The sequence below is a fragment of the Paenibacillus oryzisoli genome (assembly GCF_001653565.1).
GTDB lineage: Bacteria > Bacillota > Bacilli > Paenibacillales > NBRC-103111 > Paenibacillus_E > Paenibacillus_E oryzisoli.
The window spans coordinates 71,135-94,815 of the sequence record NZ_LYPB01000088.1 but is presented as its reverse complement, the minus strand read 5'-3'; the positions used below and the strand labels follow the sequence as shown (position 1 = coordinate 94,815).

20 protein-coding genes are annotated in these 23,681 nt (G+C 46.5%); 11 read left to right on the top strand and 9 right to left on the bottom strand.

The genetic code is table 11. The annotated features are described in order from the left end of the window. Window positions 1-76: 76 nt before the first annotated feature. Window positions 77-1,558: an S-layer homology domain-containing protein gene (locus A8708_RS28220; RefSeq protein ID WP_068669264.1), complete on the top strand. Its 1,482-nt coding sequence runs from the start codon at window positions 77-79 to the stop codon at window positions 1,556-1,558. Between the two features lie 154 nt (window positions 1,559-1,712). Here A8708_RS28220 and A8708_RS36245 read toward each other — a convergent pair whose 3' ends face one another. After that, window positions 1,713-1,943: a hypothetical protein gene (locus A8708_RS36245; RefSeq protein WP_204787657.1), complete on the bottom strand. Its 231-nt coding sequence runs from the start codon at window positions 1,941-1,943 to the stop codon at window positions 1,713-1,715. On the opposite strand from A8708_RS36245, the gene A8708_RS28215 reads away from it, so the two are divergent. Further along, window positions 1,930-2,883, top strand: a complete 954-nt coding sequence (locus A8708_RS28215; RefSeq protein ID WP_204787656.1) for a hypothetical protein — start codon at window positions 1,930-1,932, stop codon at window positions 2,881-2,883. The genes A8708_RS36245 and A8708_RS28215 overlap by 14 nt on opposite strands. A 71-nt stretch (window positions 2,884-2,954) precedes the next feature. Here A8708_RS28215 and A8708_RS28210 read toward each other — a convergent pair whose 3' ends face one another. Both A8708_RS28210 and A8708_RS28205 read right to left on the bottom strand, forming a co-directional pair. Beyond that, window positions 2,955-3,650 carry a response regulator transcription factor gene (locus tag A8708_RS28210; protein WP_068669262.1) on the bottom strand — a complete coding sequence of 232 codons (696 nt, stop codon included), beginning with the start codon at window positions 3,648-3,650 and terminating at the stop codon, window positions 2,955-2,957. Then, window positions 3,647-5,857 carry a sensor histidine kinase gene (locus A8708_RS28205; protein WP_082927859.1) on the bottom strand — a complete coding sequence of 737 codons (2,211 nt, stop codon included), beginning with the start codon at window positions 5,855-5,857 and terminating at the stop codon, window positions 3,647-3,649. The genes A8708_RS28210 and A8708_RS28205 overlap by 4 nt, the downstream gene beginning before the upstream one ends. A gap of 246 nt (window positions 5,858-6,103) precedes the next feature. On the opposite strand from A8708_RS28205, the gene A8708_RS28200 reads away from it, so the two are divergent. The 5 genes from A8708_RS28200 (at window position 6,104) to A8708_RS28180 (ending at window position 10,874) form a co-directional block, all read left to right on the top strand. Further along, on the top strand, window positions 6,104-6,520 hold the full coding sequence (locus A8708_RS28200) for a MarR family winged helix-turn-helix transcriptional regulator (RefSeq protein ID WP_068669260.1): 417 nt from the start codon (window positions 6,104-6,106) through the stop codon (window positions 6,518-6,520). Between the two features lie 111 nt (window positions 6,521-6,631). After that, window positions 6,632-7,474 carry an SDR family oxidoreductase gene (locus A8708_RS28195; RefSeq protein WP_068669259.1) on the top strand — a complete coding sequence of 281 codons (843 nt, stop codon included), beginning with the start codon at window positions 6,632-6,634 and terminating at the stop codon, window positions 7,472-7,474. 199 nt (window positions 7,475-7,673) lie between these two features. Next, window positions 7,674-8,480, top strand: coding sequence for a hypothetical protein (locus tag A8708_RS28190; RefSeq protein WP_068669257.1), 807 nt, complete (start codon window positions 7,674-7,676; stop codon window positions 8,478-8,480). Window positions 8,481-8,592: 112 nt separating this feature from the next. After that, window positions 8,593-9,291: a response regulator transcription factor gene (locus A8708_RS28185; RefSeq protein ID WP_068669255.1), complete on the top strand. Its 699-nt coding sequence runs from the start codon at window positions 8,593-8,595 to the stop codon at window positions 9,289-9,291. Continuing rightward, window positions 9,288-10,874 (top strand): sensor histidine kinase, encoded by a 1,587-nt coding sequence (locus A8708_RS28180; RefSeq protein ID WP_068669253.1) that lies wholly within the window; start codon window positions 9,288-9,290, stop codon window positions 10,872-10,874. Before A8708_RS28185 ends, A8708_RS28180 begins: the two co-directional genes overlap by 4 nt. Here A8708_RS28180 and A8708_RS28175 read toward each other — a convergent pair. Next, on the bottom strand, window positions 10,836-12,761 hold the full coding sequence (locus A8708_RS28175; protein ID WP_068669251.1) for an ABC transporter permease: 1,926 nt from the start codon (window positions 12,759-12,761) through the stop codon (window positions 10,836-10,838). The two genes, A8708_RS28180 and A8708_RS28175, sit on opposite strands and share 39 nt — an antisense overlap. Beyond that, window positions 12,748-13,515: an ABC transporter ATP-binding protein gene (locus tag A8708_RS28170; protein ID WP_068669250.1), complete on the bottom strand. Its 768-nt coding sequence runs from the start codon at window positions 13,513-13,515 to the stop codon at window positions 12,748-12,750. The genes A8708_RS28175 and A8708_RS28170 overlap by 14 nt, the downstream gene beginning before the upstream one ends. 188 nt (window positions 13,516-13,703) lie before the next feature. Between A8708_RS28170 and A8708_RS28165 the strand changes: the two genes are divergently transcribed. Further along, window positions 13,704-14,375, top strand: coding sequence for a response regulator transcription factor (locus A8708_RS28165; protein ID WP_068669248.1), 672 nt, complete (start codon window positions 13,704-13,706; stop codon window positions 14,373-14,375). Then, complete coding sequence (locus A8708_RS28160; RefSeq protein ID WP_068669246.1) at window positions 14,372-15,406, top strand: sensor histidine kinase; 1,035 nt, start codon at window positions 14,372-14,374, stop codon at window positions 15,404-15,406. Before A8708_RS28165 ends, A8708_RS28160 begins: the two co-directional genes overlap by 4 nt. A 173-nt stretch (window positions 15,407-15,579) precedes the next feature. On the opposite strand, the gene A8708_RS28155 is transcribed toward A8708_RS28160, so the two are convergent. Next, window positions 15,580-16,785, bottom strand: coding sequence for a YhgE/Pip domain-containing protein (locus tag A8708_RS28155; protein ID WP_068669244.1), 1,206 nt, complete (start codon window positions 16,783-16,785; stop codon window positions 15,580-15,582). A 239-nt stretch (window positions 16,786-17,024) separates the two neighbouring features. Between A8708_RS28155 and A8708_RS28150 the strand changes: the two genes are divergently transcribed. Continuing rightward, entirely contained in the window at window positions 17,025-18,362 is a 1,338-nt protein-coding gene (locus tag A8708_RS28150; RefSeq protein WP_068669242.1) for an S-layer homology domain-containing protein, read from the top strand. A gap of 953 nt (window positions 18,363-19,315) precedes the next feature. Further along, entirely contained in the window at window positions 19,316-20,320 is a 1,005-nt protein-coding gene (locus A8708_RS28140; RefSeq protein WP_157265091.1) for a hypothetical protein, read from the top strand. Here A8708_RS28140 and A8708_RS36905 read toward each other — a convergent pair. The 3 genes from A8708_RS36905 to dgoD all read right to left on the bottom strand — a co-directional run bounded on the left by A8708_RS36905 (window position 20,317) and on the right by dgoD (window position 23,658). After that, on the bottom strand, window positions 20,317-20,445 hold the full coding sequence (locus A8708_RS36905; protein ID WP_275667941.1) for a hypothetical protein: 129 nt from the start codon (window positions 20,443-20,445) through the stop codon (window positions 20,317-20,319). The two genes, A8708_RS28140 and A8708_RS36905, sit on opposite strands and share 4 nt — an antisense overlap. A 106-nt stretch (window positions 20,446-20,551) precedes the next feature. Further along, the gene (locus A8708_RS28135; protein ID WP_204787655.1) at window positions 20,552-22,111 is read right to left on the bottom strand and encodes a glycoside hydrolase family protein; all 1,560 of its coding nucleotides are present in this window, start codon (window positions 22,109-22,111) and stop codon (window positions 20,552-20,554) included. 398 nt (window positions 22,112-22,509) lie between these two features. Further along, the gene (gene dgoD / locus A8708_RS28130; RefSeq protein WP_068669234.1) at window positions 22,510-23,658 is read right to left on the bottom strand and encodes a galactonate dehydratase; all 1,149 of its coding nucleotides are present in this window, start codon (window positions 23,656-23,658) and stop codon (window positions 22,510-22,512) included. Between the last annotated feature and the right edge of the window lie 23 nt (window positions 23,659-23,681).

Here is a 23,681-nt window from a genome sequence, read left to right as displayed (position 1 = left end):
TGCCCGAAGAAGTAAGCTTAGTCCTGTAGACAACAGCGCAACAAACAAATCCAATCCACTTGAGGAGTGTTTCTCGATGAAAAATAAACAAAAAGTTCTAGCCGCTCTTACCATCTCAGCAACTGTCGGATTATCCGCTATTCTCCCTTACCATGCCCTAGCAGCAAATCCATTCACAGATTCAGCAAGTGTTGCAGGAATCCAGACGGCGATTGAGCAATTAGCCCAGCAGCAGGTGCTGTCTGGTTATGAGAACAATAGCTTCAAACCTAACCAAGCGGTCACGCGCAGTGAGATTGCCAAAATGGTAGCCCTGTCCTTCCACGTTAACACTTCTGTGAATGCAGCGACTGCTAGTCCTTTCTCAGATGTGACTTCCCAAGACTGGTTCTATACTTATGCGGTTTCCCTTCAGGCACTCGGCGCCATGAACAGTGTAACTGGCCAGCAATTTGCTGGGGCACAGACGATCACATCCGAGCAGTTGAGCAGCATCATTGCGTCGGTACTTCAAGTAGACACTGCAACAATTCGTCAGTTGCCAAGCTATGCTTCGCTAAGCAGCCAAGTAACCCGCGGCCAAGCTGCCTTGCTTCTTACCCAAGCTCAGCAAGTGGCTCCCGTTCGTGTAACGAAGCTGGACGTGCTGAATGCCATCTCCCTGCAGGTGACCTTCTCAGCACCGATTCCGACGGCAGAATTAGAGCTGGATCCCGCGTCCAAAAACTTTGTTTTTGACAATGGTCTTGCCATCAATAACGTGCCGCGTCTCAAAACAGGCTCTGTATCCACGTATATCGTACCGGTTCCAACACAGAAAGCAGGCACAACGTACTCGCTGAGCTATAAAGGTCAACCTGCTGTTACTTTCACAGCTAGCACGGAGAAAATCCGTTTGGATTCAACGGCTCAGGTTGCCAATGATCTCTTTGAAGTTGAATCCCATCTGACTGACGGTGTTGCGGATTATGGTTATGTCATTGCTGCTTATGCTAAGGGCCGCCCTGGTTCCTTTATTGTCGACGATCAGAATCGTTACGACGGGATGACGTACCAAATCCTATCTTCCATGCGGAATCGTCAAGTTCAAATCACCCCTGAAGGCGGGGCAACGATGACAGCGAATTACTTGCCATTCACGCAAGCAACCGATGGTCGCCAAGCGCCGAAGTTCATTTTGCCTAACGGTGAAACGTTCAGACCTGGTGTGACGTACACCGTTTCCGCTGACTGGGCGACTTTGAAAAACCCTACTTTTACAGCTAAAGAAATCGCTCCACTCCAGCTTCAATCCGCTGCTACAGTCGATACTAAGACGATTGCAGTGACATTAACACAAGATCCGAAGGATGAAATCTTCGTTTCACGCCGCGTATCTCTAACGGCAGCCGATGGCACCGTTCTGACTGCGGAATACAGCTTGACGACACGCAAAGGCGCTGTTGGTACGTTCACGCTTCTCAATAATGCCGAGTTGGCTCCAGGTACAACGTACACAGTTGCGCCAGTGGGGGCATGGGCTACGGCTTCCGGTGTCACATTGACTTTGAACAAGTAAGCATGAAAAGTAACATTGAATAACAAAAAGATAAGGAAGATGACCTGGTATCAGGTTCTCTTCCTTACCTTATTTGGCTAAACTTATCCACAGGTACTATTACCTTAGCTATTAAAACCCTACTTCCAGAGGTGATCATCGATATGCTATTTACTCATAAATCCCTATTCGCAAGCTTAACACCGCTCACCTTATTTCTTGTCTTGGTTGGCTGTAGCAGTGGGCAGACGAGCGCAGTGGCCAGCATCCCCCCGACGAAGACATCAACACAATCTCCAATTGCTGCTGCCACACCAACGCCTGCGCCAAGTTCTTCACCTACGACTGTGAGCCCTTCGCCAACAACGGCGGCTTCAACGACAACTTTACTGGTGACGCATTCCAAAAGTGACTACATGTCCTTCCTCGATCCCGCTTCAGGCCGGCTGGAGAAGCTTGTCGTAGGCAAAGCACCTTTTGCCATTGCAAAAGGGCCGAATCATCGCGCCTATGTCTCGACCGCCGAAGGTGTCGCCGTCATCGATACAAAGACCCGTACACGACTTGCGCTAATCCCTTATCAGGCCAACGTGGGCAAGCCACGCTTCGGTGAATATCGGTCTGGCGGCATGGGAATCGCGGTATCTCCGGATGGTAAATTCGTGTACGTCGGCGTGTATCTCGACGGCGGCAAGAGCCAGCTTGAGATTCTGGACACGGAAAAGCTCGCGATGACGGGCCGAGTTGCGATAGGTGTGCGACCTTTCGATGTCGTGACCAGCCTAGACGGCCGCGAAGTCTACAGTATTGATCACGACGGCTACACGGTGACGGCCGTTGATCCCTTTGGCCTCAAAAGCCGCACCCTAGAGGCTGCTCCTTTCGGCAAAGGCGGCTTCGAGAAGCCGCACTACGCCGCCGTCCGCGGGGATGGCCGCTTGCTTCTGCCTTATCAAGGCCGAGGCCTTGTGGTGCTTGACCCGAAGAGCGGCAGCTACACAACGGAACCGTTGACGGGCAACACCCATCAAGAGGGTGTCACCCTTACGCCTGACGGCAAGCAGTTGCTGATCGTTGGCATCGGTTCTGCAGGCAGCGCTACAGGCAAGCCTAACTTGACTGTGCTCGATGTGAACACCTATGCAGAGAAGATCATGCCGTTAACTCGCATGCACCAAATGGTCGCCACCAGCGGCGACGGTCGTTATGCCTACCTCACGGGAGGTGTAACCTATGCGGATACCGGCTGGAATGGAATGACGGTGGTCGACCTGACATCTGGGTCAACGCGTGAAATGGAACTGCCCGATTATCCGCTTGATGTGCAGCTTCTGACGGGTAATTAGTCTTGGCTCATTCTTGCCCTTCGAAGCGACTCGGAATCCGAAGTGCATCACCATGCTCATATTCACATCAACTAATCCCCCTTCGCCATATAACCAACACCGGGGTAGGTCACGATCAGCTCCTGCCCCTCGGTGTGGGCCTTCAACTTCTGACGAATTCGCGCGATCGTTACGCGCAGGTACTCAACCTCATCGCGGTACTCGCTCCCCCAAATCTCGCCCAGCAACTGCTCATGCGTCATGACTTTGCCTTCATGCTGCAAGAGAAGCACGAACAGATTATACTCGGTCTCCGTAAATTTCACGTCCACTCCACCCAGTCTTATCCGGCGCTGAGCTAGATTGACGTTAACAGGACCAACGGTCAATTCACTCACCGTAGAAGGCGCAGGCATGCGTCCATCCAAACGCCGAAGCACCGCGTTGACTCTAGCGAATAGCTCGTCCAGCGAGAACGGCTTGGTCAAATAATCATCTGCCCCGAGATTCAACCCCTGCACTTTATCCGCACCATTGCTCCTTGCAGTTAGCATGATGACAGGCACACTCGAATAGGCTCGCAGTCTGCGCAATACTTCGAAGCCATCCATCCCAGGCATCATCAAATCCAACAATATCAGATCCGGATCGACGGCCTCTGCTTTCTCTAGCGCCTCCGCTCCGCTTTGACAGGCTACCGTTTCGTAACCTAAGGATTTCAAATTCGCCGCGATGAAACGAATGATCTTGGGCTCATCGTCAACGATCATGATTTTCTTCGCGCTCATGTTAGTTCATCTCCCCCGTTAAACCGTGGAATTAATAGTGTGAACCGACTTCCCTCACCGAGCTGACTTTCCACTTGAATCGCGCCGCCATGGGCTTCCATAATTCCTTTGCAAATCGCCAGCCCAAGCCCCGTGCCACCTGTTTGACGACTGGAAGATACGTCCACGCGATAGAAGCGATCGAATAATTTGGCCAAATGCTCCTGGGCAATCCCGATCCCATTATCCTGCACGTGAACGTACACATACACTTCATCCACACCCGTGGTCACCTGAATAATCGGTTCCCGCTCGTTATATCGAACCGCATTGATGAACAAGTTCAAGAACACCTGCTCCATGCGAAGCTTATCTGCAAAGACCAGCGGAATATCCGCAGGCAGTTCAACCTCGAACTGCAACCGATCCGCGCTAATATCTTCTGGCAGTCGATGTCTGGCACTTTCGATGACAGCAGCTAGCTTCAACGGTTGAGGATGAATCCCCATTGCACCTGACTCGATTTTGGAGATATCCAACCACTCATCTATGAGATCTTGGATACGCCCTATATCCTCATGGATGCCCTCGAGCAGCTCCAGCTTAAAGTCCTCATCCCAGTGCGCATCCCTGCGCAGCAATGTTTCCACACCACCTCGGATACTCGTAATGGGGGTTTTGAATTCATGTGATGCGAGCGAAATGAGATCGTTCTTAAGCGCATCGATTTCATGCTCCTTCGTTCTGTCACGCCACACATAACCGCGGCCAAATACCCGCCCCTCCCGCGCGACCTGAAAAGCAGATACCATCATAAAGCGTGGTTTGCCTTGCGCTGTTTTCACCGTCAAGGCACTCTGTACTCGCGGCTCAGCCGTCAACTTGCGCAGTTGAAGCTCATCCTGATAGTCAGGCAACAGCTCCGCAATGCGCTCAAATAAATCAGCTTCCGCCATATTGGATAAATCGCCCATTGGAATCGCGAAACTTTCCGCCATTTGATGATTGGCATACAGCACGTTATGCTGCACATCAATCAGGACAATCCCATCGGACATGCTTTCCAGAACGGCATTCAATGTCGCATGCTCGTCCTGCAATCGCTGAGTCCGCTCCTCGACACGATGTTCAAGCTGGCTATTTAGCTCCAGCAAAGCGCGTTGGTTCTCTTTAATTTGGGCAGCCATGCGGAAGAAATGCTCCGCAAGCTGATGCAGCTCCGAAGGCGCTCCACGCGGTACGACCTTCTGGTGAGGCTGGGCGAACGAGCCTCCAGCTAACCGCTGGGTATAGCCGACTAAAGCGTGGATCGTGCCGTTTAATCTTTGGGCCAATAGGCTGCCTAACAGCAGAGTTACAATCAGCGTGAACACAACCAACAGCAACGTGATTCGTAAAGATTCCGTGAAAGCTGCGTTAACAGCTGCTGTCGATCTGCTTACCCATACAATAAGATTCAGGTCTGGGATCAACTTATATGTAATGAGTTCTTTATGTGGCGAGGTGCTTAGCGTGTAGGTGCCCTCACCCTGTTTAAGCATTTTGGCGTCCGTGACGACTGGCTCCTTCGATAAATCCACCATCGTTTCAGTTAGCGCTGCATTCGGATGGTAAATGGGCTTACCTGCATGATCGAGCACGACAGGGTATGCTTCCGTCCCATAATCATATTTGGTAACGAGCGTCTTGATAGGCGCTAATTCAAGTACAGCCAAGACGAAACCGTCCACCTGCTTGTTGCCCTTGTAAATCGGTACAGCAATTGCAATAGCGGGTTCGTTCAAGCTCTCAGGACCTTTAAATAACGAAGATATAATCGCTTTCTGTCCAGCCTTCACACGAGCTGTGTAGTCACGAACATTAACGTCCATACCAATCAGATCTGTCGACAATCCATGGGTTGCTTTGATCGTCCCTCGATCATCGACCACATATATGCCTGTGAATCCCTCTAGATTCTCTTGCAAGGACTGCAGTTTCAAGGTCAGACTCTCCCGATTGCGGAAGGCTGCATCTGAAGCCGAGATCGTGGCCGCCAACGTTTCAACCGCATTGCGATGATACGACATATAAGCTTCAACCGCATCCCCGAGACGATAGGTCGTTTGCCGTTGGTTTTGATTCGTTTCCTGCGTAATATGCTTAATTTGCGAAACCTGGAAACCACCTAGTATGAGAATTGGGATCAAGGCCATTAGGGCAAATGTTATTGTTAGATGTGACCTCATGGAATAATGCTTCAATAGGAAATACCCCGCTCTCCAGCTTAAGCTACTGCTTAGCCCTCCAACTTATTTTACCACTGACAAATTTGTAATGAAAATGAAATCTAACTTTCATGTTGTTTTAATGTAACTTGCCTATAATAAAGACCAACCCCCCTTTAAAATATAAACTTAGACCCACAGCCCGTTGCTGTGGGTCATTTTTTTTGGCATACTAGGTAGACACTAATCACTAAAGGACGGCAACGTATGTCAACACCTGACCATGAATGGATGACGACTAAATTTCGCGGGATCAAGAATGTCATTTCCTCTTACTTAACGCAGGTTCTGCCTCAATTCCAGATATCACCGATCATGATGTATGTCTTAGAGTATCTGCGCAAACATCCCGACTGCATCGCGGTCGATATTGCCAATGAATTTGGGTTAACCCGAGGGGCGATTACACAGCTTCTGGATAAAATGGAAGAGCAGGGACTACTCGTCCGCAAACCCCATCCGACCAGTCGCCGCAGTCATCTTCTACAAATGACGGAGAAAGGAAACGAGCTCATAATTCTCATCCTTGCTGCGTATAGTACGAAAATTGAACAACTCTTCACTGCCTATACAGAGGAAGAGCTCGCAACATTGCAACAATTATTAGCGAAGATGCCTGTTTAGAATCCCAACAGAAGTTGGGATTTTTCATTTTCCAGTTGACGAATTCGGTTACTGCGTATATTGTTTAGTTACTAAACAGTACAACAAATAAACATATAAGGAGTTCATCCTATGCATAAAATTATAGCTATTACTGGCGCCTCATCAGGTATCGGACTTGCAACTGCCTTGAAATTTGCCGAGCTTGGCTGGATCGTCTATGCAGGTACGCGGAACGTTGTTCGCGATCAAGAGCAATATACAGAAGTCTCGAACCTTCATTTTATGGAAATGGAAGTAACGGATCCCGCATCTATGAACACAGCCTTCAGCGAGATTGAAGCTAAGCATGGGCACCTGGACGTATTGCTTTGCAATGCAGGTTTCGGTTTTCTGCGTGCGCTGGGACAAGCGACTTTCGAGGAAATTCAAGCTGTATTCGATACGAATGTCTACGGTGTGATGCATACGATTCGGGCAGGACTTCCCCTGCTTCGCAAATCAGATTCGGCTCACCTTATCGCGACGACAAGTGTAGGAGGATTGGTCGGTCAACCCTTCAATGAAATCTACTGCGCAGCCAAATTTGCTGTAGAAGGTTTACTTGAAAGCTTAGCTACTTACTATAAGCCCGCTTTCGGTATCGACGTCACGCTGGTGGAGCCTGGAGCCATTGCGACGAATTTCAACGCTACGGTACTGGGGCATGTGCAGAAGACCGGCGGCATCTTGGAAGATGATTATAAACCGATTATCACGCAATATTTAGATGCATTCTCCAAACGAAATTCAGTCCCACAAACGTCAGAGTCCGTTGCCGATGTCGTCGTGAAGCTCGTCACCGAGATGGATCCTAAACCGTTACGCCTTCGTACGTCGGAACAAGCTGAGGCTTTCGTTCAATATAAAGTAAATCAAGATCCAACAGGACTTGCAGGGGTCTTGAATACGCGGAAGCTGCATTTGGGTATGTAAGACATGTAAGGCAACCAACGTAGCAGCATGCAACAAACACCACCACAGAGGCATTCTCCTCTAAGGTGGTGTTTGGCGTTCCATCACACAATTTCCCACAATCTTACGATAGGATGTCCATAATCTTTCGGTACAGTAAGGGTGTAAGGGAAATCAACCATCCCTGCATGCTACATAAATCGAAAGGAGTTTTCACATTATGAAAACAACATGGAAAAAACGCGCCGTTCAAACGAGCCTGCTAGCTATTATGACAACCATCGCATTCGGAGCAGTAAGTGCATCTGCGGCAGATACCACAAGTGAAACACATCCCACAGCCAAATCGGTACAAATGGTAAAGGCTGTTGGAGCAGCGCCAGCCCTTCTATTCCGCTCTTCGAGTGCGGGCTTGCTTAACCAACCTGCTCATGAGCGCAACTACTTGAAAATGCTCGCCACGACATACGCACCAGATACGCTTGCTGACTGGAAGAAAGCACTCGATGATCGGAAACAAGCAGAAGCGGATCTGCCTAAGCCTTCTTTCGCTCAGACCATCACCATTTCAAGTAAAGATACTGCGGATGGTGCCCTACAAGTAGTCCCTGCGGAAGGCGCTACTTTCGTTACTTCATTAGAAGGTGGCAAAGCCATTGAAGCACTGCCTCTATTACCTACGCTCACAGCTGCAGAGATCAAAGACCTTCCAGAAGGAGTAACTTTTCCTACTAAAGGCCTTACTGCAAGCATAACGAAGTCCGATGGAACACTTCCCGAGCAGATTACCCGTGTTCTTCCAGTTGAGGCTGGAGTAGCGAGTGATATAATGATAGCTAAGCCGGTAGAATCTGAGAGCATGAAGCTTCAACAAAAATTAGCAGACGCGGTTGAAGCAGACGATGCAGAAGCCATCCGTGCGATCTTGCCAGATCTATTGAAGGATTTCGTAAAGGGAACAGCAGACATGCGTGAAATGACTGCGAAAATCAAAGAGCAGCAAGCAACAGAAGCTGAGAAAAAATAAAGGCACAGAAGGTGGATCCGATCGCATACACTGCGAATCGGCTCCACTTTTCCTCATGTTAGATAGGGTGTTAGATAGGGTGTTAGATAAGGCATGGAAGGCGTGATATAGGATGTACAGCATCTATTTAGTCGAAGATGAAGAACATTTACGAGGCGTATTAGCAGCCTATTTGGAGAAAGAGGGGTGGCAGGTGCGTTCGTTCCCCGATGGAACTTCAGCTAGAGAGGCAATCTCGGAGCGGCCGGACTTGTGGGTCCTCGATATTATGTTGCCTGGCGTGGATGGCTTCCAGCTCATCCGCGAGATTAAAGCTGATCAACCGACGCAGCCGGTTATCTTCATCTCGGCCCGCGATGCCGATATCGATCGAATTATTGGCCTTGAGCTTGGGAGCGACGACTATTTGGCCAAGCCGTTCCTGCCTCGCGAGCTAGTCATCCGCTGTCGCAAGTTGCTAGAGCGCGTCTATGCGCGGCAAGGGAACAGCCCGCTAACAGCTTCCATGGAACGACGCGCACAGCTTACAACGTTAGCTTCCTATACCATCGACGAGCCCGCCCGCACGGTAACCGACAGTGATGGCGCAACGCTCGATTTGACCTCGAAGGAATTCGAGCTGCTGCTCTATTTCATTCAGCATCAGGGACACGTGCTCGAACGTGAGCAAGTATTGCGCTCCGTATGGGGCATCGACTACTTCGGCACCGATCGTGTTGTGGATGATTTAGTACGGCGAGTCCGCCGCAAGTTACCCGATCTACGTTTAGAAACCGTATACGGATATGGATATAGGATGGTGAAATCATGAGTGTTCGACTAGGCCAGTGGCCGCTCGCTTTGAAGTTATGGAGTGCCTTCGCTGCACTAACCCTGCTGATATTCACACTGCTCGCAGTATTACTGCCTTGGACGTTAAAGGGCTTCTTCACCGAGCAGCTCTATAATATTCTGCTCGATACCCAAAGCGGTCTTCAAGTAGAAGCGACCCTCGCAGAGCCTCCTAGCCCTGTTTTTGCCATTCCGATTACGCAAAGTCCTATAGACCTTATCAAATCACAAGCACAGCCCTTGCAAGGCAACCGTGTCATTGTTGTGCCTGGTATGGAAGCCAGCGGCATGGCCACTATGGGGACACCGCCGAGTTCTAGCACTGCTGCTGGCACATTAACAGCAGTCGCTACACTATCTGCTCAGATAACAGCGCCTTTGGAGGGTACATTGACCGGCCCGTCCATCCGCCATTTCACCATTAGCGGCACACAAGCAGCTCAGGCCATCGCAGCTACAACTGCTACTACGACAACTCTGCGTTCTGCAGAACCCTTCATGGCGGCCATGGAGAAGGATGCTTTGGCCCAAATGCAGCCTGTGGCCAAGTATACGCGCATGATTGATAACAACAGTATCTTCTATGTTATCCGCAAAGAGACCGTCCAAGGAGCACCTAACTTCATCGTTTCCTATGCCTGGGGCAACTACCGCAACGATCTCATTATGTCGATGTTCGGCAGACTCATGCTGCTGATGGTTGGCCTTATCGTAGTCAGCTGGATGCCTTGCTTATTGCTGGCGCGCTATTTCACACGCCCGCTCGTGCAGATGGAACAGCACGTGGGACGCATGGCTGAACGCGATTGGCACGAGCCCATCGATACGGGCCGCCGCAAAGATGAGATTGGGCGCCTGGGCAAAGCGATCGAACTTATGCGGCAGCGGCTTGTGAAGCAGGATCATGCGCAGCAGTTCTTCCTGCAGCATACGTCGCACGAACTAAAAACACCAGTCATGGTGATCCGCAGTTATGCGCAATCCATTCAAGACGGTGTTTTTCCCAAAGGCACATTAAGTGCCAGTTTAGGCGTTATTATGAAAGAAGGCGAACGCCTAGAGAAGCGCATTCGCGATCTGTTATTGCTGAACAAATTGAATTACTTTACGGCCAAAGAGAAGCCTTTCCATCCTTTTGACATTAAAGCGGTCATTGAAGATGTTGTTGAGCGACTTCGCTATAAGCGCCCTGAGATCACCTGGGAGCTGAACATCGCTCCTCACACGCTCCTTGGCGATCAAGAACAATGGAAGATCGCTTTGGAGAACATGCTGGATAATCAGCTGCGCTATGCCGAGACTTGCATTCGGATCCGCATGACTCCCTCGCCTCATTGGGAAATTCAGATGAATAACGACGGTCCGCTGCTCGATCAGGAAATCGCGGATAATCTGTTCGAGCCCTTCCGCACTGGCGGCAAGGGGCAGTTCGGTCTCGGTCTCGCCATCGTGAAACAAATCATGGATCATCACGGGATGAACGTTGGGGCTAAGAATGAAACCGATGGCGTCACATTTACCATTTTACCTGCTGACAATACGGTTCGAGGCTCCGAGACATAGCACGAAGTAGCAGAAATAAATAGCCCCATATAGGACCGTCGTTATCATCACCGGGATGAGGATCTCTCCGCTAATGAGCTGGATGGCCGTCAAAGCTTTAAGAACCATGATGCTGTGGGTAACGCCTAGCAGAAGTGGCAGCATGAACACGAACAAGGTCTGTTTGGCGATCGTCGTGCTAATTTCTTTGCGGCTTACACCGATCTTACGCAGCATCGCATAGCGTGCCTTGTCTTCATTCGTATCCGTTAACTGTTTGAAGTAAATCATACATCCTGTTGCGGCCAGGAAGACAAGCCCTAGGAAGCCCAGCGTGAATATATCAAGCCCAGCTCCCTCCATGTTTTGCCGATACTGATAATAGTAGGTGGACATTCCGTTCTGATCTGTCTTCAGCTTCATAAGGGAAGTAGACGTCTCCTTCGTAGATCCTTGATTCTTGACGACATACCCCTTGTACGTCACTTCTTCTAATCCTGGCAGCAGCTTAGCATACAGGGTGTCACTGACGATGAAGACGAGATCGGGGAAGCCCCAAGGAAGCACTCTTCCTACGATACGCTGCTTCACGGTCAGGGTCTGGCTATCCGTCTGAGCGTTGACCGAAATCGTATTCCCAAACACCTCATTATCGGTAAAAGTGGCATATCTAGGCTGAATAATGGCAATATCGTGGTCTTGCAGTTCAATCAAGCCTTGTCGATTCAACACATCGGAAGTCTTATTGTACGTCGAAGCCGAAATGAGCTTAATCGGAACGGCTCTCATGTCATGACCCGATGGATGATAATAGAAATTCGTCACATCTGCTTTCACACGGATAATCGGAACATCCAGCTTCGCTTCAATGGGGTGTTCTTGGTCTCCCTCCAACATAGCACGTACTTGCCCATCGAAGCTTGCTCCTTGGGAAATGTGCATGTAACTGAAAGGTGCTTCTTCTTCTGCATCCTTGGTAATGGTGAAGTAGGAGCTTGAACCTACCGTAACTGCGCAAAGCGTGAGCGCACTGAGCAACGCAATCATCGTGAACATCCGCGTATTCCCGCGAATGCGGTAGATCAATTGGGCTGTGGAAATCATATTCATGCCTTTATAGTAGCGCGACTTTGTCTTTTGGGCGATTTTCAAGATATAAATAAGCGCATACCGGAATAGCAGGTACGTACCGGCGATCAGGCTGCCGAAGATAATGAGGAAGTTCCGTCCCATTTGAACAGAAGTCGTCATAGGCTGAAATACCGTCCAGTAGCCGGTTATCAATAGGGCAACTGCCAACACCGCTGAGAATGCCGATGGCTTCGGAACCTGCTCCCCCTCTTGTTCTGCCTTGAACAAATCCACGAGCTGGAAACGATAGATCAAGCGATAGCTATGGATCGAAGTGACCACGATAATGATCGCAAATACGATCAACGTATTCACAATCGCCTCAGATGAAATGCTAAAGCTGACTTCGACTGTTGAATCCAACAGCTTAAGAAACATCATCGCGAATAACTTGGATAGTAACGTACCTAGTACAATCCCCACGCCAACCGCGCCAATCCCCATTATCATATTTTCATAAAATAACATCGTACCGATCTTACGCTTCCTCACACCAAGCAAGGCGTATAGACCCACTTCTTTCTTCCTTTTTTTGGTAAAAAAAGAATTGGAATACCAGATAAACACCGCTACAAACAGGATGAGAATAATGGAAGCTTGTGTGAAAACGGACTTCATGCCTTCCCATTTCTGCATATTCGCCGCGATTTCCTCACTGTAACGTAAAGAAACGAAAGTATAATAGATGAGGACACTGAAAATCATGGAGATGAAATAGATCCCATAATTCTTAAGATTACCAATCACATTCTTTCTAGCCAGACTAAATAAGTTCACTCGCCCCACCCCCTAGCACCGAGAGCACATCCATCACTTTGTTGAAGAACTCCTTGCGCGAAGACGTCCCCTTATTTAACTCCGTAAATAATTGACCATCTTTAATAAACACGACACGTGTACAATAGCTAGCTGCAAAGGCATCATGCGTCACAATAAGAATGGTTGATTGATCCTGCACATTCAAAGTCTGTAAACTCTCCAGCAACTCCGTTGCAGATTTCGAATCCAGCGCCCCTGTAGGTTCATCTGCCAGTACGAGACTGGGGTTCGACACGATGGCGCGGCATGCGGCTGTTCGTTGCTTCTGGCCGCCAGAGATTTGGTACGGGTACTTATCCAGCAAGGGATCAATGCCGAACTTCTTGCTGATCACCTCAACGCGGCGCTCCAATTCAGACACTTTCATTCTTGCTAGGGCAAGCGGGAGAATGATGTTCTCCTTCACAGTCAACGTATCGAGCAAATTATAATCTTGGAAAATGAAGCCCAGCTTATCACGGCGAAACTTCGCCAGCTCTGCCTCCTTCATCTTCACGAGACTAACCCCGTCAACAACGATTTCCCCCGAAGTTGGTTGGTCTATTGTGGCTATCAGATTCAACAGCGTCGTTTTGCCTGATCCAGATGGTCCCATAATGCCGACAAATTCACCTTGGGTAATGGTCAAATCGATATCTTTCAATGCCGTAAATACATTGCCTTTGTTCCCGTATACTTTCTTTAACTGTTTGGCTTCCACAATTGTCTTCATAGCGGTTTTCCTCCAATACCATGGTTTGATTCCTGATATCTCTATCCTACAATCTTCGGGATCCGGCAACCATCGAAGTAACTTACAACGTCTCTGCGTTATCTTACAATTTTGTCATGATTATGCTACGATTTCTGGTGAAGTGGTATAATCGGCTCATCCGTCCCTTAAGGAGGTATCGACTGATTGTGAAAATTATGATCGTGGAAGATGATAAAACGATACGGGATACGGTGGCTGAAGCACTGGGCCGCTGGGGGTTTGAAACGATTATTATCGAGCAATTCGACGCCGTACTCACCGTTTATGTGAACGAAAATCCCCATCTCGTGCTGATGGATATTAATTTACCGGCGTTCGACGGATTCTATTGGTGCCGCCAAATCAGGGAAGTTTCGAATGTCCCCATTCTCTTCCTCTCGTCTCGCAATACACCGATGGATATGGTCATGTCCATGAATATGGGTGGCGATGATTTTATCCAGAAGCCTTTCTACACCGATGTCCTCGTAGCCAAAATCAATGCGCTGCTCCGCCGAACCTACTCCTATATGGAAACATCAGCTAACGTAATGACCCATAATGGTGTCGTTCTGGATTTGAAAGACGGTGACATTACGTGTGGAGATCAGAAAACAGAGCTTACCCGCAATGAATTCAAAATCCTCACCATTCTCATGCAGCATCAAGGGTCCATCGTCAGCCGGGAGCAGATGATGCGCGGACTTTGGGAAGATGAAAGTTTCGTTGACGATAATACGTTAACCGTTAATATCACCCGCTTGCGCAAAAAGCTTGCAGAACTTGGGCGCGATGATTACATCACCACCAAGAAAGGGCAAGGGTACATGATCCCATGAGTTTTCTCTCTTATTTGAAGGATAAACGTTATTTCATCGGGATGTATGCGGGAACGATGCTATTCATTTCAATGATTATGCTAGTCAGTGTCAAAGGGCAGGCCGCCCTCAATAATATTGCTTACACGAATGCGGGCTGTTTTCTATTCGCTGCCTTCTATATAATCTTTGGCTACTTCTATCGAAAGTCCTTCTACAAGGAATTGAGCGAGTTTCTTGGCAAAAGCCAACATCAAGATTGGGCCATCGCGGCGATGCCCGAACCTCAGACGAACGAGCAAGAGCTCTATCTACAGCTGTTAACTCAGCTGTCCAAAGATCAAGCCAACGAAACGCATCTCCTGCAGTCGGAGATTCGCAATCATCAGGAGTTCATTCTCTCCTGGATTCATGAAGTGAAGCTGCCCATCGCGGCCAGCCGTCTGATCATGGAGAATCGCGCTGGCAAAACCGCGGAATACCTCGTAGACAAACTCGAAGACGAGCTTAGCAAGATCGACAGCTATGTCGAGCAAGCGCTCTACTATTCGCGAATTGACTCCTTTTCTCGAGATTACTTCATCTCGGAGTTGTCATTGAACCTGCTAGTGAAGGAGAGTATCAAGAAGGTTGCCAAACTGTTTATCGCAAAAAGGATACGTCCGGACATGGAATCACTTACCCTCGTCGTAAATAGCGATAGCAAGTGGCTGAGCTACATCATTGGCCAGATCGTGTCGAACGCCTTGACTTACACAAACAACGGTGGCAGCATTGCCTTCCGTTCAGAGGAAAGCGACTCCGAGAAGCGATTGATCATCCAGGATACCGGAATTGGCATCGATGCCGCTGATCTCGGTCGCGTGTTCGATAAAGGTTTCACCGGGGTGAATGGCCGAACACACAGCCGTTCAACCGGAATGGGACTCTATTTAGCCAAACAAATGGCGCTGAAACTAGGTCATGATCTATCGATAACCAGTGTGGTTGGCGAGGGGACAACGGTCACCATTCACTTTATGAAGATGCAGCATTATAATGATTTGCGGTGATGTTCATATAATACTGATAAAATGAAAAGCAAAAAGCCTCCGAACCTGGATTGGTATCAGGTTGGAGGCTTTTTGTCATCAGCTACTATAATTGTCGCTGGTTAAGGGTTCAGGGCAAGGGCCATCCTTCGCCTAGCTCACATTTCTGTGGTATCTACAACAGATTGACTGTGTTACATAGAACGGGAAGCCTCCACTTTAGCTGCAGGTTGATCGTGCTTTTTTAACAGGGACAAGAAAATAATCACCATAGCCACGGCACCAATCGTGCCTAAGGTCCACATCGGGCTGCTCAAATTCAAGTTCTGACGGAAGTAGAACAGATCTCGAAGACCCTCCGCAGAGAAGCGAAGCGGCAGCCACGAATACAGCCAATCTTGGCTGAACGATGGCAGTAGCTCTAGCGGCAACGAGAGTACGGGTGCACCGAAGAAGAACACGAGCACGAACAGTGGTACACCTTTTAAGCCGAGCCAACTCACAATGGCCGTTTGCAGCAGGAAGAAGGCGAAGCCGACGAAAGTAAGGAACAAGCCCATTTCCCAATAATTCGGGATAGTTAAGCCCAGCCATTTGCCTACTACAAGTAGAATACTGGCAGCAGAAGCCGCGGTGATGACGATGCCACTGAGCAATTGGGATACTTGAATCCCAAAGCGATGCGAGCGGGAACCGGTTTGTGTTGCTTTTCCAGCAGCCATGAAGAGAAGTAAAGTTGTCACCATGGCTCCAAACCAAGCAAGCTGGGTCAACACCACAGGTGCGTTACCATTCGCGCTGTTCGTGCCGACGGCATTTATATTTTTGCTTGTGACGATGATTGGTGAAGCGAACGCTTTGGTTTGGTCGACGGTAAGTGTACCGCCTTTTTGACTAACTTGCGCTAATAGTTGCTCTCTCACTTGACCGTTAACGCCATTAAGGATCTGGCTCAGCACGCCACTGGCCATCGTTGCCGCGGTATTATTCATTCCTTGGTTCACGTATACCGTTATGGATGACGCCTGCGGCCCAGGGGATAATAAGCTTGCTAGCTTATGGCTGAAGTCTGTTGGGATGATAATCGCAGCGTAGGCCATTTCTCTGTTCATCGCATCGATCGCTTCTTGTTCAGTAGCAAGTGTCGTCCACTTAAGAGGTGATACAGTGTTTGCTCCTGCTGGTACAGCCGTTATTTTCTCTTGAATCAACTTTCCGAAATTCATTTCTTGACCTGTTGGAAGCTTCTCACCCTCATCCATCTGAACGAGCAATACGGGTAGATTCTTTGGCGTAGGATTCACTGTCGAACCAAGTTGTGCAATACCCAATAGAAGAATAACGAGGAAAACGGCAATAATGGCGATATACGGGTGTTTCTGTTTAAAAAAGTGATTCATCGTAATGCCCCCTTCAATTCAAATTCATGCAATTCATATATTTCATTAAACGTTGTGTGAACGAAATTACTAAAAAAAGAAATCACTTTCTCCAAAGTGACACGGTGAAACTACTTTTTTTTATTGATGATGACGCTACTTTTTATTGACGCCCTTACTATTTCCTGATATATTTCATTAAAACCAACTATTCCTATATGAATGAATATATGAATAAATTTGTGGAGGTGTCTATTATTATGAAACTTTTGAAATCTCGCAAGCCCATCCAGATAGCCGTTTTAACAGCCGTCCTCCTGTCCTCCGTTAGTACATTAAGCAGTGCAGCTGCTGCAAATGATTCAGCCCTCTCTTTTAAGCAATTCTTGAACACACGTTATGAGATCACCCTGTCGAACTCCTTATCCAAAGGTGATTTCATCATCGCCGTAAACCGCATTTTGAAAGCGGAAGCGAAAGATCAGACGAATGTTTTTACGGACTTGCAAAAGGACAGCCCTTATTACGAAGCAGCGCTTGCCTTATATAAAAAAGGGATTCTCTCTGGAGACACGTTAAGGGGAGATCAGACCCTCACTCAACTTCAGGCTATTTTCATTGCATTAAAAGCATCCGGCTTGAAAGAACTTGCCTATACTTATCCCAAAGATAAAATCAAAACTGCTTTAGCGAAAGTACATATTGACTACGAACAAAACAATACATTAACGCTGCAAGCCGCTCAAGAACTAGCTGCAGCTATTGATACCGGCCTTGTTCCTTCCAAATTCCTAGCGGATACTGCAGCTGACGAAAGCTTCGCTAACGAACTGCTTGGCAAGATTCTTTCTTTCAATGGACAATACAAGCACTATCTTGGAACGACTTCCGATGATGATATTTTCCGTAAGATAAACGATGCTTGGCGTACGGAGGATCTCATCTCAGCAACCGATTTGCGTTCTGTCTTCGAAGATGCCTTAAAAAAGAATCTCGTTACGGGCTATAACTTGAAGGATTCCCGTTTCGACGCCAACTTCGAGCCAAAGCTTTCTCTCACATATGGTCATTCTGACATTACACATGCCATTCAGTTAATAAGTTTGCTGCGTAGCGAGAACGTCCAGGCGAAAGTACAGCTGGAGCCCAAAACATCTGCCTTCATCTATTTAAAAGAATGGGGCGAGCCGACACAATCGGACGACTATCAAGTAGTCCAAATCGAGAATGGTAATTTCATCGCCTACTCGAAGGAATACGACATTGAGTTCGAATTTGATAACGCTGAGCAAAAAAATAAGTTCCAACAGATCATTTTCCAATATGCTAAAAAGAACAGTGAGGATCAGACAGGGCTCATTTATTCTTCTTGGTGGCAGCCGCTTTACTATTCATTAACCGATATTAAAGACTATAAAGTGATCGCTAACAATAAAGTCAGCAAAGGCCATTATTATGCACAGTCCTTTTCCCTCAGCGATAAATCCGACGAAGTTGTTACCGGCCTGAAAAAAATAGACGCTAGTTTGAACGTCGACTCCTATAATTTCTGGGTGGACGAACCCTTCTACAATTACTTGCTAGGCGAATATAAATAACAGCAGACAAAATAAACGGCCATNGCAAAGGCCATTATTATGCACAGTCCTTTTCCCTCAGCGATAAATCCGACGAAGTTGTTACCGGCCTGAAAAAAATAGACGCTAGTTTGAACGTCGACTCCTATAATTTCTGGGTGGACGAACCCTTCTACAATTACTTGCTAGGCGAATATAAATAACAGCAGACAAAATAAACGGCCATACCGTCCTTTGAAGGACAGGAGCGTTTATCTAGAAATTCAGCATAATTAGTAAGTAAAACTTATAAATTCTGATATTTTAAAAAATATTAATCAAAAGGTCCGTCTAGACAGGTATCAACCTGCTTGGACGGACCTTCGTTATAAAGTGCTCCTCTTACTCCAACTTACAATATTGACCGTATATCCGTCATCTATTAGGAGCGATGCGTCTGTAACTCCGCTCATCTTTTCACTAGCAATGAATGCCCCGTATTCTGCGACTTCTTGTACGGTAATCAAACGCTCCTGCGGAACTAATGGAAAAATATTCTTCGATGACTCTTTCCACGTCTATATGGCCGTGACAAAGCTAATCCGCCCCGTTCTGAATAAGTAAAGGAGCCCCACTTGAGAGTGGAGGCTCCTTTGCTTATTGGTTTTACCACTCTTTTCTATCATTCCACTACTTAGTTTCCTGTGCCTATAGGTCATTATGTTTAACCCATTGCATAATGCTCAACTAAAAGAAAGGATTTTTGTGTCTTATTGTATAATAAGTCAAACATATCCATAAATTCAGTGGAGGTGTTGAATTATGTTTTCAAATATGGCAAGAAATAAGTCTACGACTCAAACTGCAACTTCTTATTCGTTAAAAGCTAATAGCAATCCCAGACAAGCAAATCATATGTCTCATTACATCCAATTCTTGCATAGTACCATTGGCAATCAAGCGGTGCAAAGAATGTTAACCCGAATCCAGAATACATGTTTGATGAAGTTGAGTTGGCCCAGGCAGAAGGTGTGGAAGCCTTGGAAAAAGCAGCATCTATTATTCTAAGTTCATTAGGCTATGACCAAATTTTGCTGCCAGAGATCCAACAATGTTTAACTCAAGCTGATGTCAAATGTTTAATAGAAGGAAAACCTATACAAAACAGCCAGTTAAATTCGAAATTACGATACCCAAAACGCTTAGAACTACAGATGGATGATCTTTTGACTCGACCTTGGTTACGGGATATGTATGGTATTCATGATAAAGAGACAGAGTCTAGACCCAATCATTCAGTTTTATCCTTAAATACGACTGTCCCTGAGGCGAACAACTTAAAAGATGAACTCAATGTAAAAAAAGTGAATCATGTAAAAAAAAGCAATAAAGATAATAGTGCCGAGATCAGAGACTTGATCACTAGTTGTATGGATGATATAGCAGGTGATATGTCTGTTACTCTTTGTGGGCATATCAATTATAATAAAAGTGAAAATCCGGAGGATTGGACACTAGCAGGCTTAAACATTGAAACCTTAGTAGGTTATTTAGAGAAAGCTGTCGAGGAAAATGTAGGTGAACTTAAAACATTTGCTCAGTTAAACTTACTGGTATGTGGCAGCGAAAAATTTGCTGAACATTTGTTTCTAACATTGACTAAGCTAGATGCTGCACCTAAAATTATGACCGCCATTCGTGATGAAATCCCGATAACACCAGCACCAAGGGGAGCGCAAAAGTTCCAATACATGTTCTCAGGTGATTATGAGGATGAATCTGCGGGAAGAGGAGAAAACCTTTTAAATTCAGTGTTAAAATTGGAAATGAATGAATCTGGTGAAATGAAAAAATCCAATATGCAGAAGCATGTGATAGATAAAATGCGTGAAATAGCAATCGAGACTCTTAAACACAATTCTATTATTGATAACATAACTCAATACATGCTCCCGGAAACGCCAACTATGGAAAAATTAAATACGGTACGTCATAATTAGAATAGTTTTTGCATGGAGCTTAGGCCACTCACGCTTTCTACTGCTCTCATTTCTTTGTAACTGCACGCAGCCCGCAAATACGTCTGTAACAACCGACCAAGGCTCTCATCCCGATCCAACTCCATGCGGAATCCCCTGCTAATTCTCCACAACGAGGCAAAACGTGCAGTAGAGGGTTACACCTCTACTGCTACTTCACTTTTATGTGCTCCACGGCCTCATCGGAACGTTCTACTGGACACCTACGACTTGAACATTATCGAACGTAGCTACTTGGTTATACGTACGTAAACCGATTTTTCCTGTTGTTATAGATGAATCATTAACCATTAGTTCGTCAATACCATTCACTGAACCTACAAAAGAACTACCTTTCATAGAAAGCTTGAGATTGTATACGGTATTTAGGCTTACTGTATATGCCTTGGAAGCCACTGTTGTAAATGTACCATTCACTTTTTTGAGTAACTGGATTTGATTTGTACTTAGGCGTAGCAAATAGTAATTGTTATTATCTTTGTATCTACCAATAATGCCTGACGCGGCTCCATTCGTAGATGACTTCAAGTTCACATCCGCTTGAATGTTATAGTCCGTCCAGTTTGTATTGCCAGTCGTTGTAACTGCCTCAGCCGCTGTGTTTGTGGACTGTTTATAGGCTGTCGTTGCATCTAGAACGATTGACCAACTGCCGTTTAATCCAGTCCATCCCTGGGCATTGCCACTTTCGAAATTTTCCGACAATAATGTCTGTGTAGCTACTAAAGGACTCCAAGTACCTGCTGCAGCGTCAATCGTCCAGCTTGAATAACCGTTGAGCGTTGGCACTCCATTGCTATCGAAAGTAACCGGAAACCAGTCGTTTCTTCCTACACCTTGGCTGCCATTGGCCATATTACTCCAACGGTCACCTAAGTATACATATATCGTTCCATTCGTGCCGTGAATCGGAAAAATTTGATCATGCTGTGTATCATAAGAATTCGTTGTGTTTGGACTCGTAGGCATTGTAATCATATCCCCGCCTGATTTTGTCCAACCTGACATCAAGTTCGTCGAAAGTGAGTACCGCGTTGGCGTAGAATGAAAATAGTTGGCTTCAGAGGCAGTCAATAAATAAGTAGTACCTACTTTAATAAGTGAAGATGCTTCTCTCACATTTCCAAATCCCCATGTAAGCTTGGTGGAGTCAATACTTAGATAGTTTGCAGCTAACTTAGCAATTTTTAACGAGTCGTTCTGTCCAGAGACGTCACTTGTAAAGGTAATATACGTACTTCCGTCATCATCTTGAAAAATACCACCTAAGTCACCCATTTTGTATCCACCAGGTTTTTCGTCATACCGATTATAAGTGAATGAACCATTGATCGATGAGCTCGTCAAGTAAACCAACCTGTTTCTAGATCCGGTTTCCAAAGTGTTCCATTCCAACATCATAACATATTGGGATGTTGAACTATTATAGGCGACAACGAGCCTCCCCACCCAATCTGAACTGGCAAAGTCCGCCGGAAACCCGCTAAAATCAACGACATTGCCCTGATTTATCCATGACTTAAAATCGGTCGACGTGTACAATTTAATGTTTTTAATCCCTTGTGCTTTTTGCGAGATATCTAATCCATACCAGTAGAAGGTATTTCCCTCCTGCATCATCCATCCGCCTTGCGCATTAATCAAATTGCCATCCGTATCGTACCAATCAGAATTATTAACAATCGTTGCCGAAGTCGCTTTAGCAGATTGGGCAAAACACAATAATAGCAAGATAAATAGTGCAGTTAACATTGCAGTAAAAATCTTATTTGGATTTATATTCCCTTGTATTTTTAACATTAAAATCACCCTTTCTAATTTTAAAAAGATAAGACGACTGACCTTCTGACTCAAGTACTATTTTTCTTTACTTTCCCCCCTCTCATTTATAAAGCGCTTACATCACCTATTATAGCGGGTCCTACCATTCAACATAATTAAGCAAAACAACAAAAAATAATACTAAATCAACAATCCGCTTTTATTGTATCCATTTTCCGAAGGATGAACGTGACACTTCCCTGTGGAGTATACGTGCAGTTTTTGGAATAGATTGGGTGGGATTTTCTCGTCGGTAGACTCTCCTCCAGTCAGTCTGCTATATAAAAAAGAAGCTCCCGCATTCAGGAACTTCTCTCTGCGTATTTATTCTACCACTCAGCAACAGACCCATCTTTATGACGCCATACAGGATTTCTCCAGCGATGACCTATTTCCGACATTTTCCGAACGTATTCTTCATTAATCGTTATACCTAAACCAGGTCCATCAGGAATGGTAACATATCCGCCTTCATAGGAAAAGACAGCAGGATCGACGATATAATCAAGCAAATCGTTGCCTTTATTATAATGAATGCCAAGACTTTGTTCTTGAATGAAAGCATTGTAAGCTGTGGCATCTAACTGTAGGCATGCTGCTAGTGCAATTGGCCCTAACGGACAATGAGGTGCTAGTGCAACATCATAAGCTTCGGCCATCGAGGCGATCTTTTTACATTCGGTAATCCCTCCCGCGTGGGACAGGTCCGGTTGTATGATATCAACATAACCATCTTCAAGCAGCTTTTTGAAATCCCAGCGGGAGAACATACGCTCGCCTGTAGCTATTGGAATATTGGTATGATGTGCCAGATCTCGTAAGGCTTCATTGTTTTCTGGTAAAACGGGCTCTTCTATAAACATGAGGCGGAAAGGTTCTAACTCCTTGGCTAACACTTTAGCCATTGGTTTGTGTACTCTGCCATGGAAATCTACACCAATTCCCAAATTTGGTCCTACTGCGTCTCGGATCGCAGAGACCCGCGCAATGACCTGATCGATTTTCTCATACGAGTCAATAAACTGCAGCTCTTCGGTGGCATTCATTTTGATTGCGGTAAATCCGGCTTTTACCTTCTCCATGGCATCTTGAGCTACGTCGCTTGGACGGTCGCCACCGATCCAAGAATACACCTTTATGGAATCTCTACATGCGCCACCTAGCAGCTGATGAATTGGAGCATTATAGAATTTCCCTTTGATATCCCATAAAGCCTGGTCAATTCCAGCGATTGCACTCATTAGAATAGGACCGCCCCGATAGAAACCGGACCTATACATCACCTGCCAATGATCCTCAATACGCATAGGATCCTTACCAACCAAATTGTCCATGAGTTCAGATACAGCAGCCTGCACAGTATGAGCTTTCCCCTCAACGATCGGCTCTCCCCATCCAACAATGCCTTCATCCGTTTCTATTTTCAAGAACAACCAGCGCGGTGGAACAATAAATGTCTCATAGCTTGTGATTTTCATCCATTACCCTCATTTCCTCAAAA

Coding starts and splice junctions, on each gene's coding strand:
- A8708_RS28205 (WP_082927859.1), bottom strand. CDS start 5,857: ATGAGGTCACATCTAACAATAACATTTGCCCTAATGGCCTTGATCCCA.
- A8708_RS36905 (WP_275667941.1), bottom strand. CDS start 20,445: ATGGAGTTGGATCGGGATGAGAGCCTTGGTCGGTTGTTACAGACGTAT.
- A8708_RS28195 (WP_068669259.1), top strand. CDS start 6,632: ATGCATAAAATTATAGCTATTACTGGCGCCTCATCAGGTATCGGACTT.
- A8708_RS28190 (WP_068669257.1), top strand. CDS start 7,674: ATGAAAACAACATGGAAAAAACGCGCCGTTCAAACGAGCCTGCTAGCT.
- A8708_RS28180 (WP_068669253.1), top strand. CDS start 9,288: ATGAGTGTTCGACTAGGCCAGTGGCCGCTCGCTTTGAAGTTATGGAGT.
- A8708_RS28220 (WP_068669264.1), top strand. CDS start 77: ATGAAAAATAAACAAAAAGTTCTAGCCGCTCTTACCATCTCAGCAACT.
- A8708_RS28140 (WP_157265091.1), top strand. CDS start 19,316: ATGTTTGATGAAGTTGAGTTGGCCCAGGCAGAAGGTGTGGAAGCCTTG.
- A8708_RS28160 (WP_068669246.1), top strand. CDS start 14,372: ATGAGTTTTCTCTCTTATTTGAAGGATAAACGTTATTTCATCGGGATG.
- A8708_RS28185 (WP_068669255.1), top strand. CDS start 8,593: ATGTACAGCATCTATTTAGTCGAAGATGAAGAACATTTACGAGGCGTA.
- dgoD (WP_068669234.1), bottom strand. CDS start 23,658: ATGAAAATCACAAGCTATGAGACATTTATTGTTCCACCGCGCTGGTTG.
- A8708_RS28170 (WP_068669250.1), bottom strand. CDS start 13,515: ATGAAGACAATTGTGGAAGCCAAACAGTTAAAGAAAGTATACGGGAAC.
- A8708_RS28210 (WP_068669262.1), bottom strand. CDS start 3,650: ATGAGCGCGAAGAAAATCATGATCGTTGACGATGAGCCCAAGATCATT.
- A8708_RS28200 (WP_068669260.1), top strand. CDS start 6,104: ATGTCAACACCTGACCATGAATGGATGACGACTAAATTTCGCGGGATC.
- A8708_RS28155 (WP_068669244.1), bottom strand. CDS start 16,785: ATGAATCACTTTTTTAAACAGAAACACCCGTATATCGCCATTATTGCC.
- A8708_RS28135 (WP_204787655.1), bottom strand. CDS start 22,111: ATGTTAACTGCACTATTTATCTTGCTATTATTGTGTTTTGCCCAATCT.
- A8708_RS28150 (WP_068669242.1), top strand. CDS start 17,025: ATGAAACTTTTGAAATCTCGCAAGCCCATCCAGATAGCCGTTTTAACA.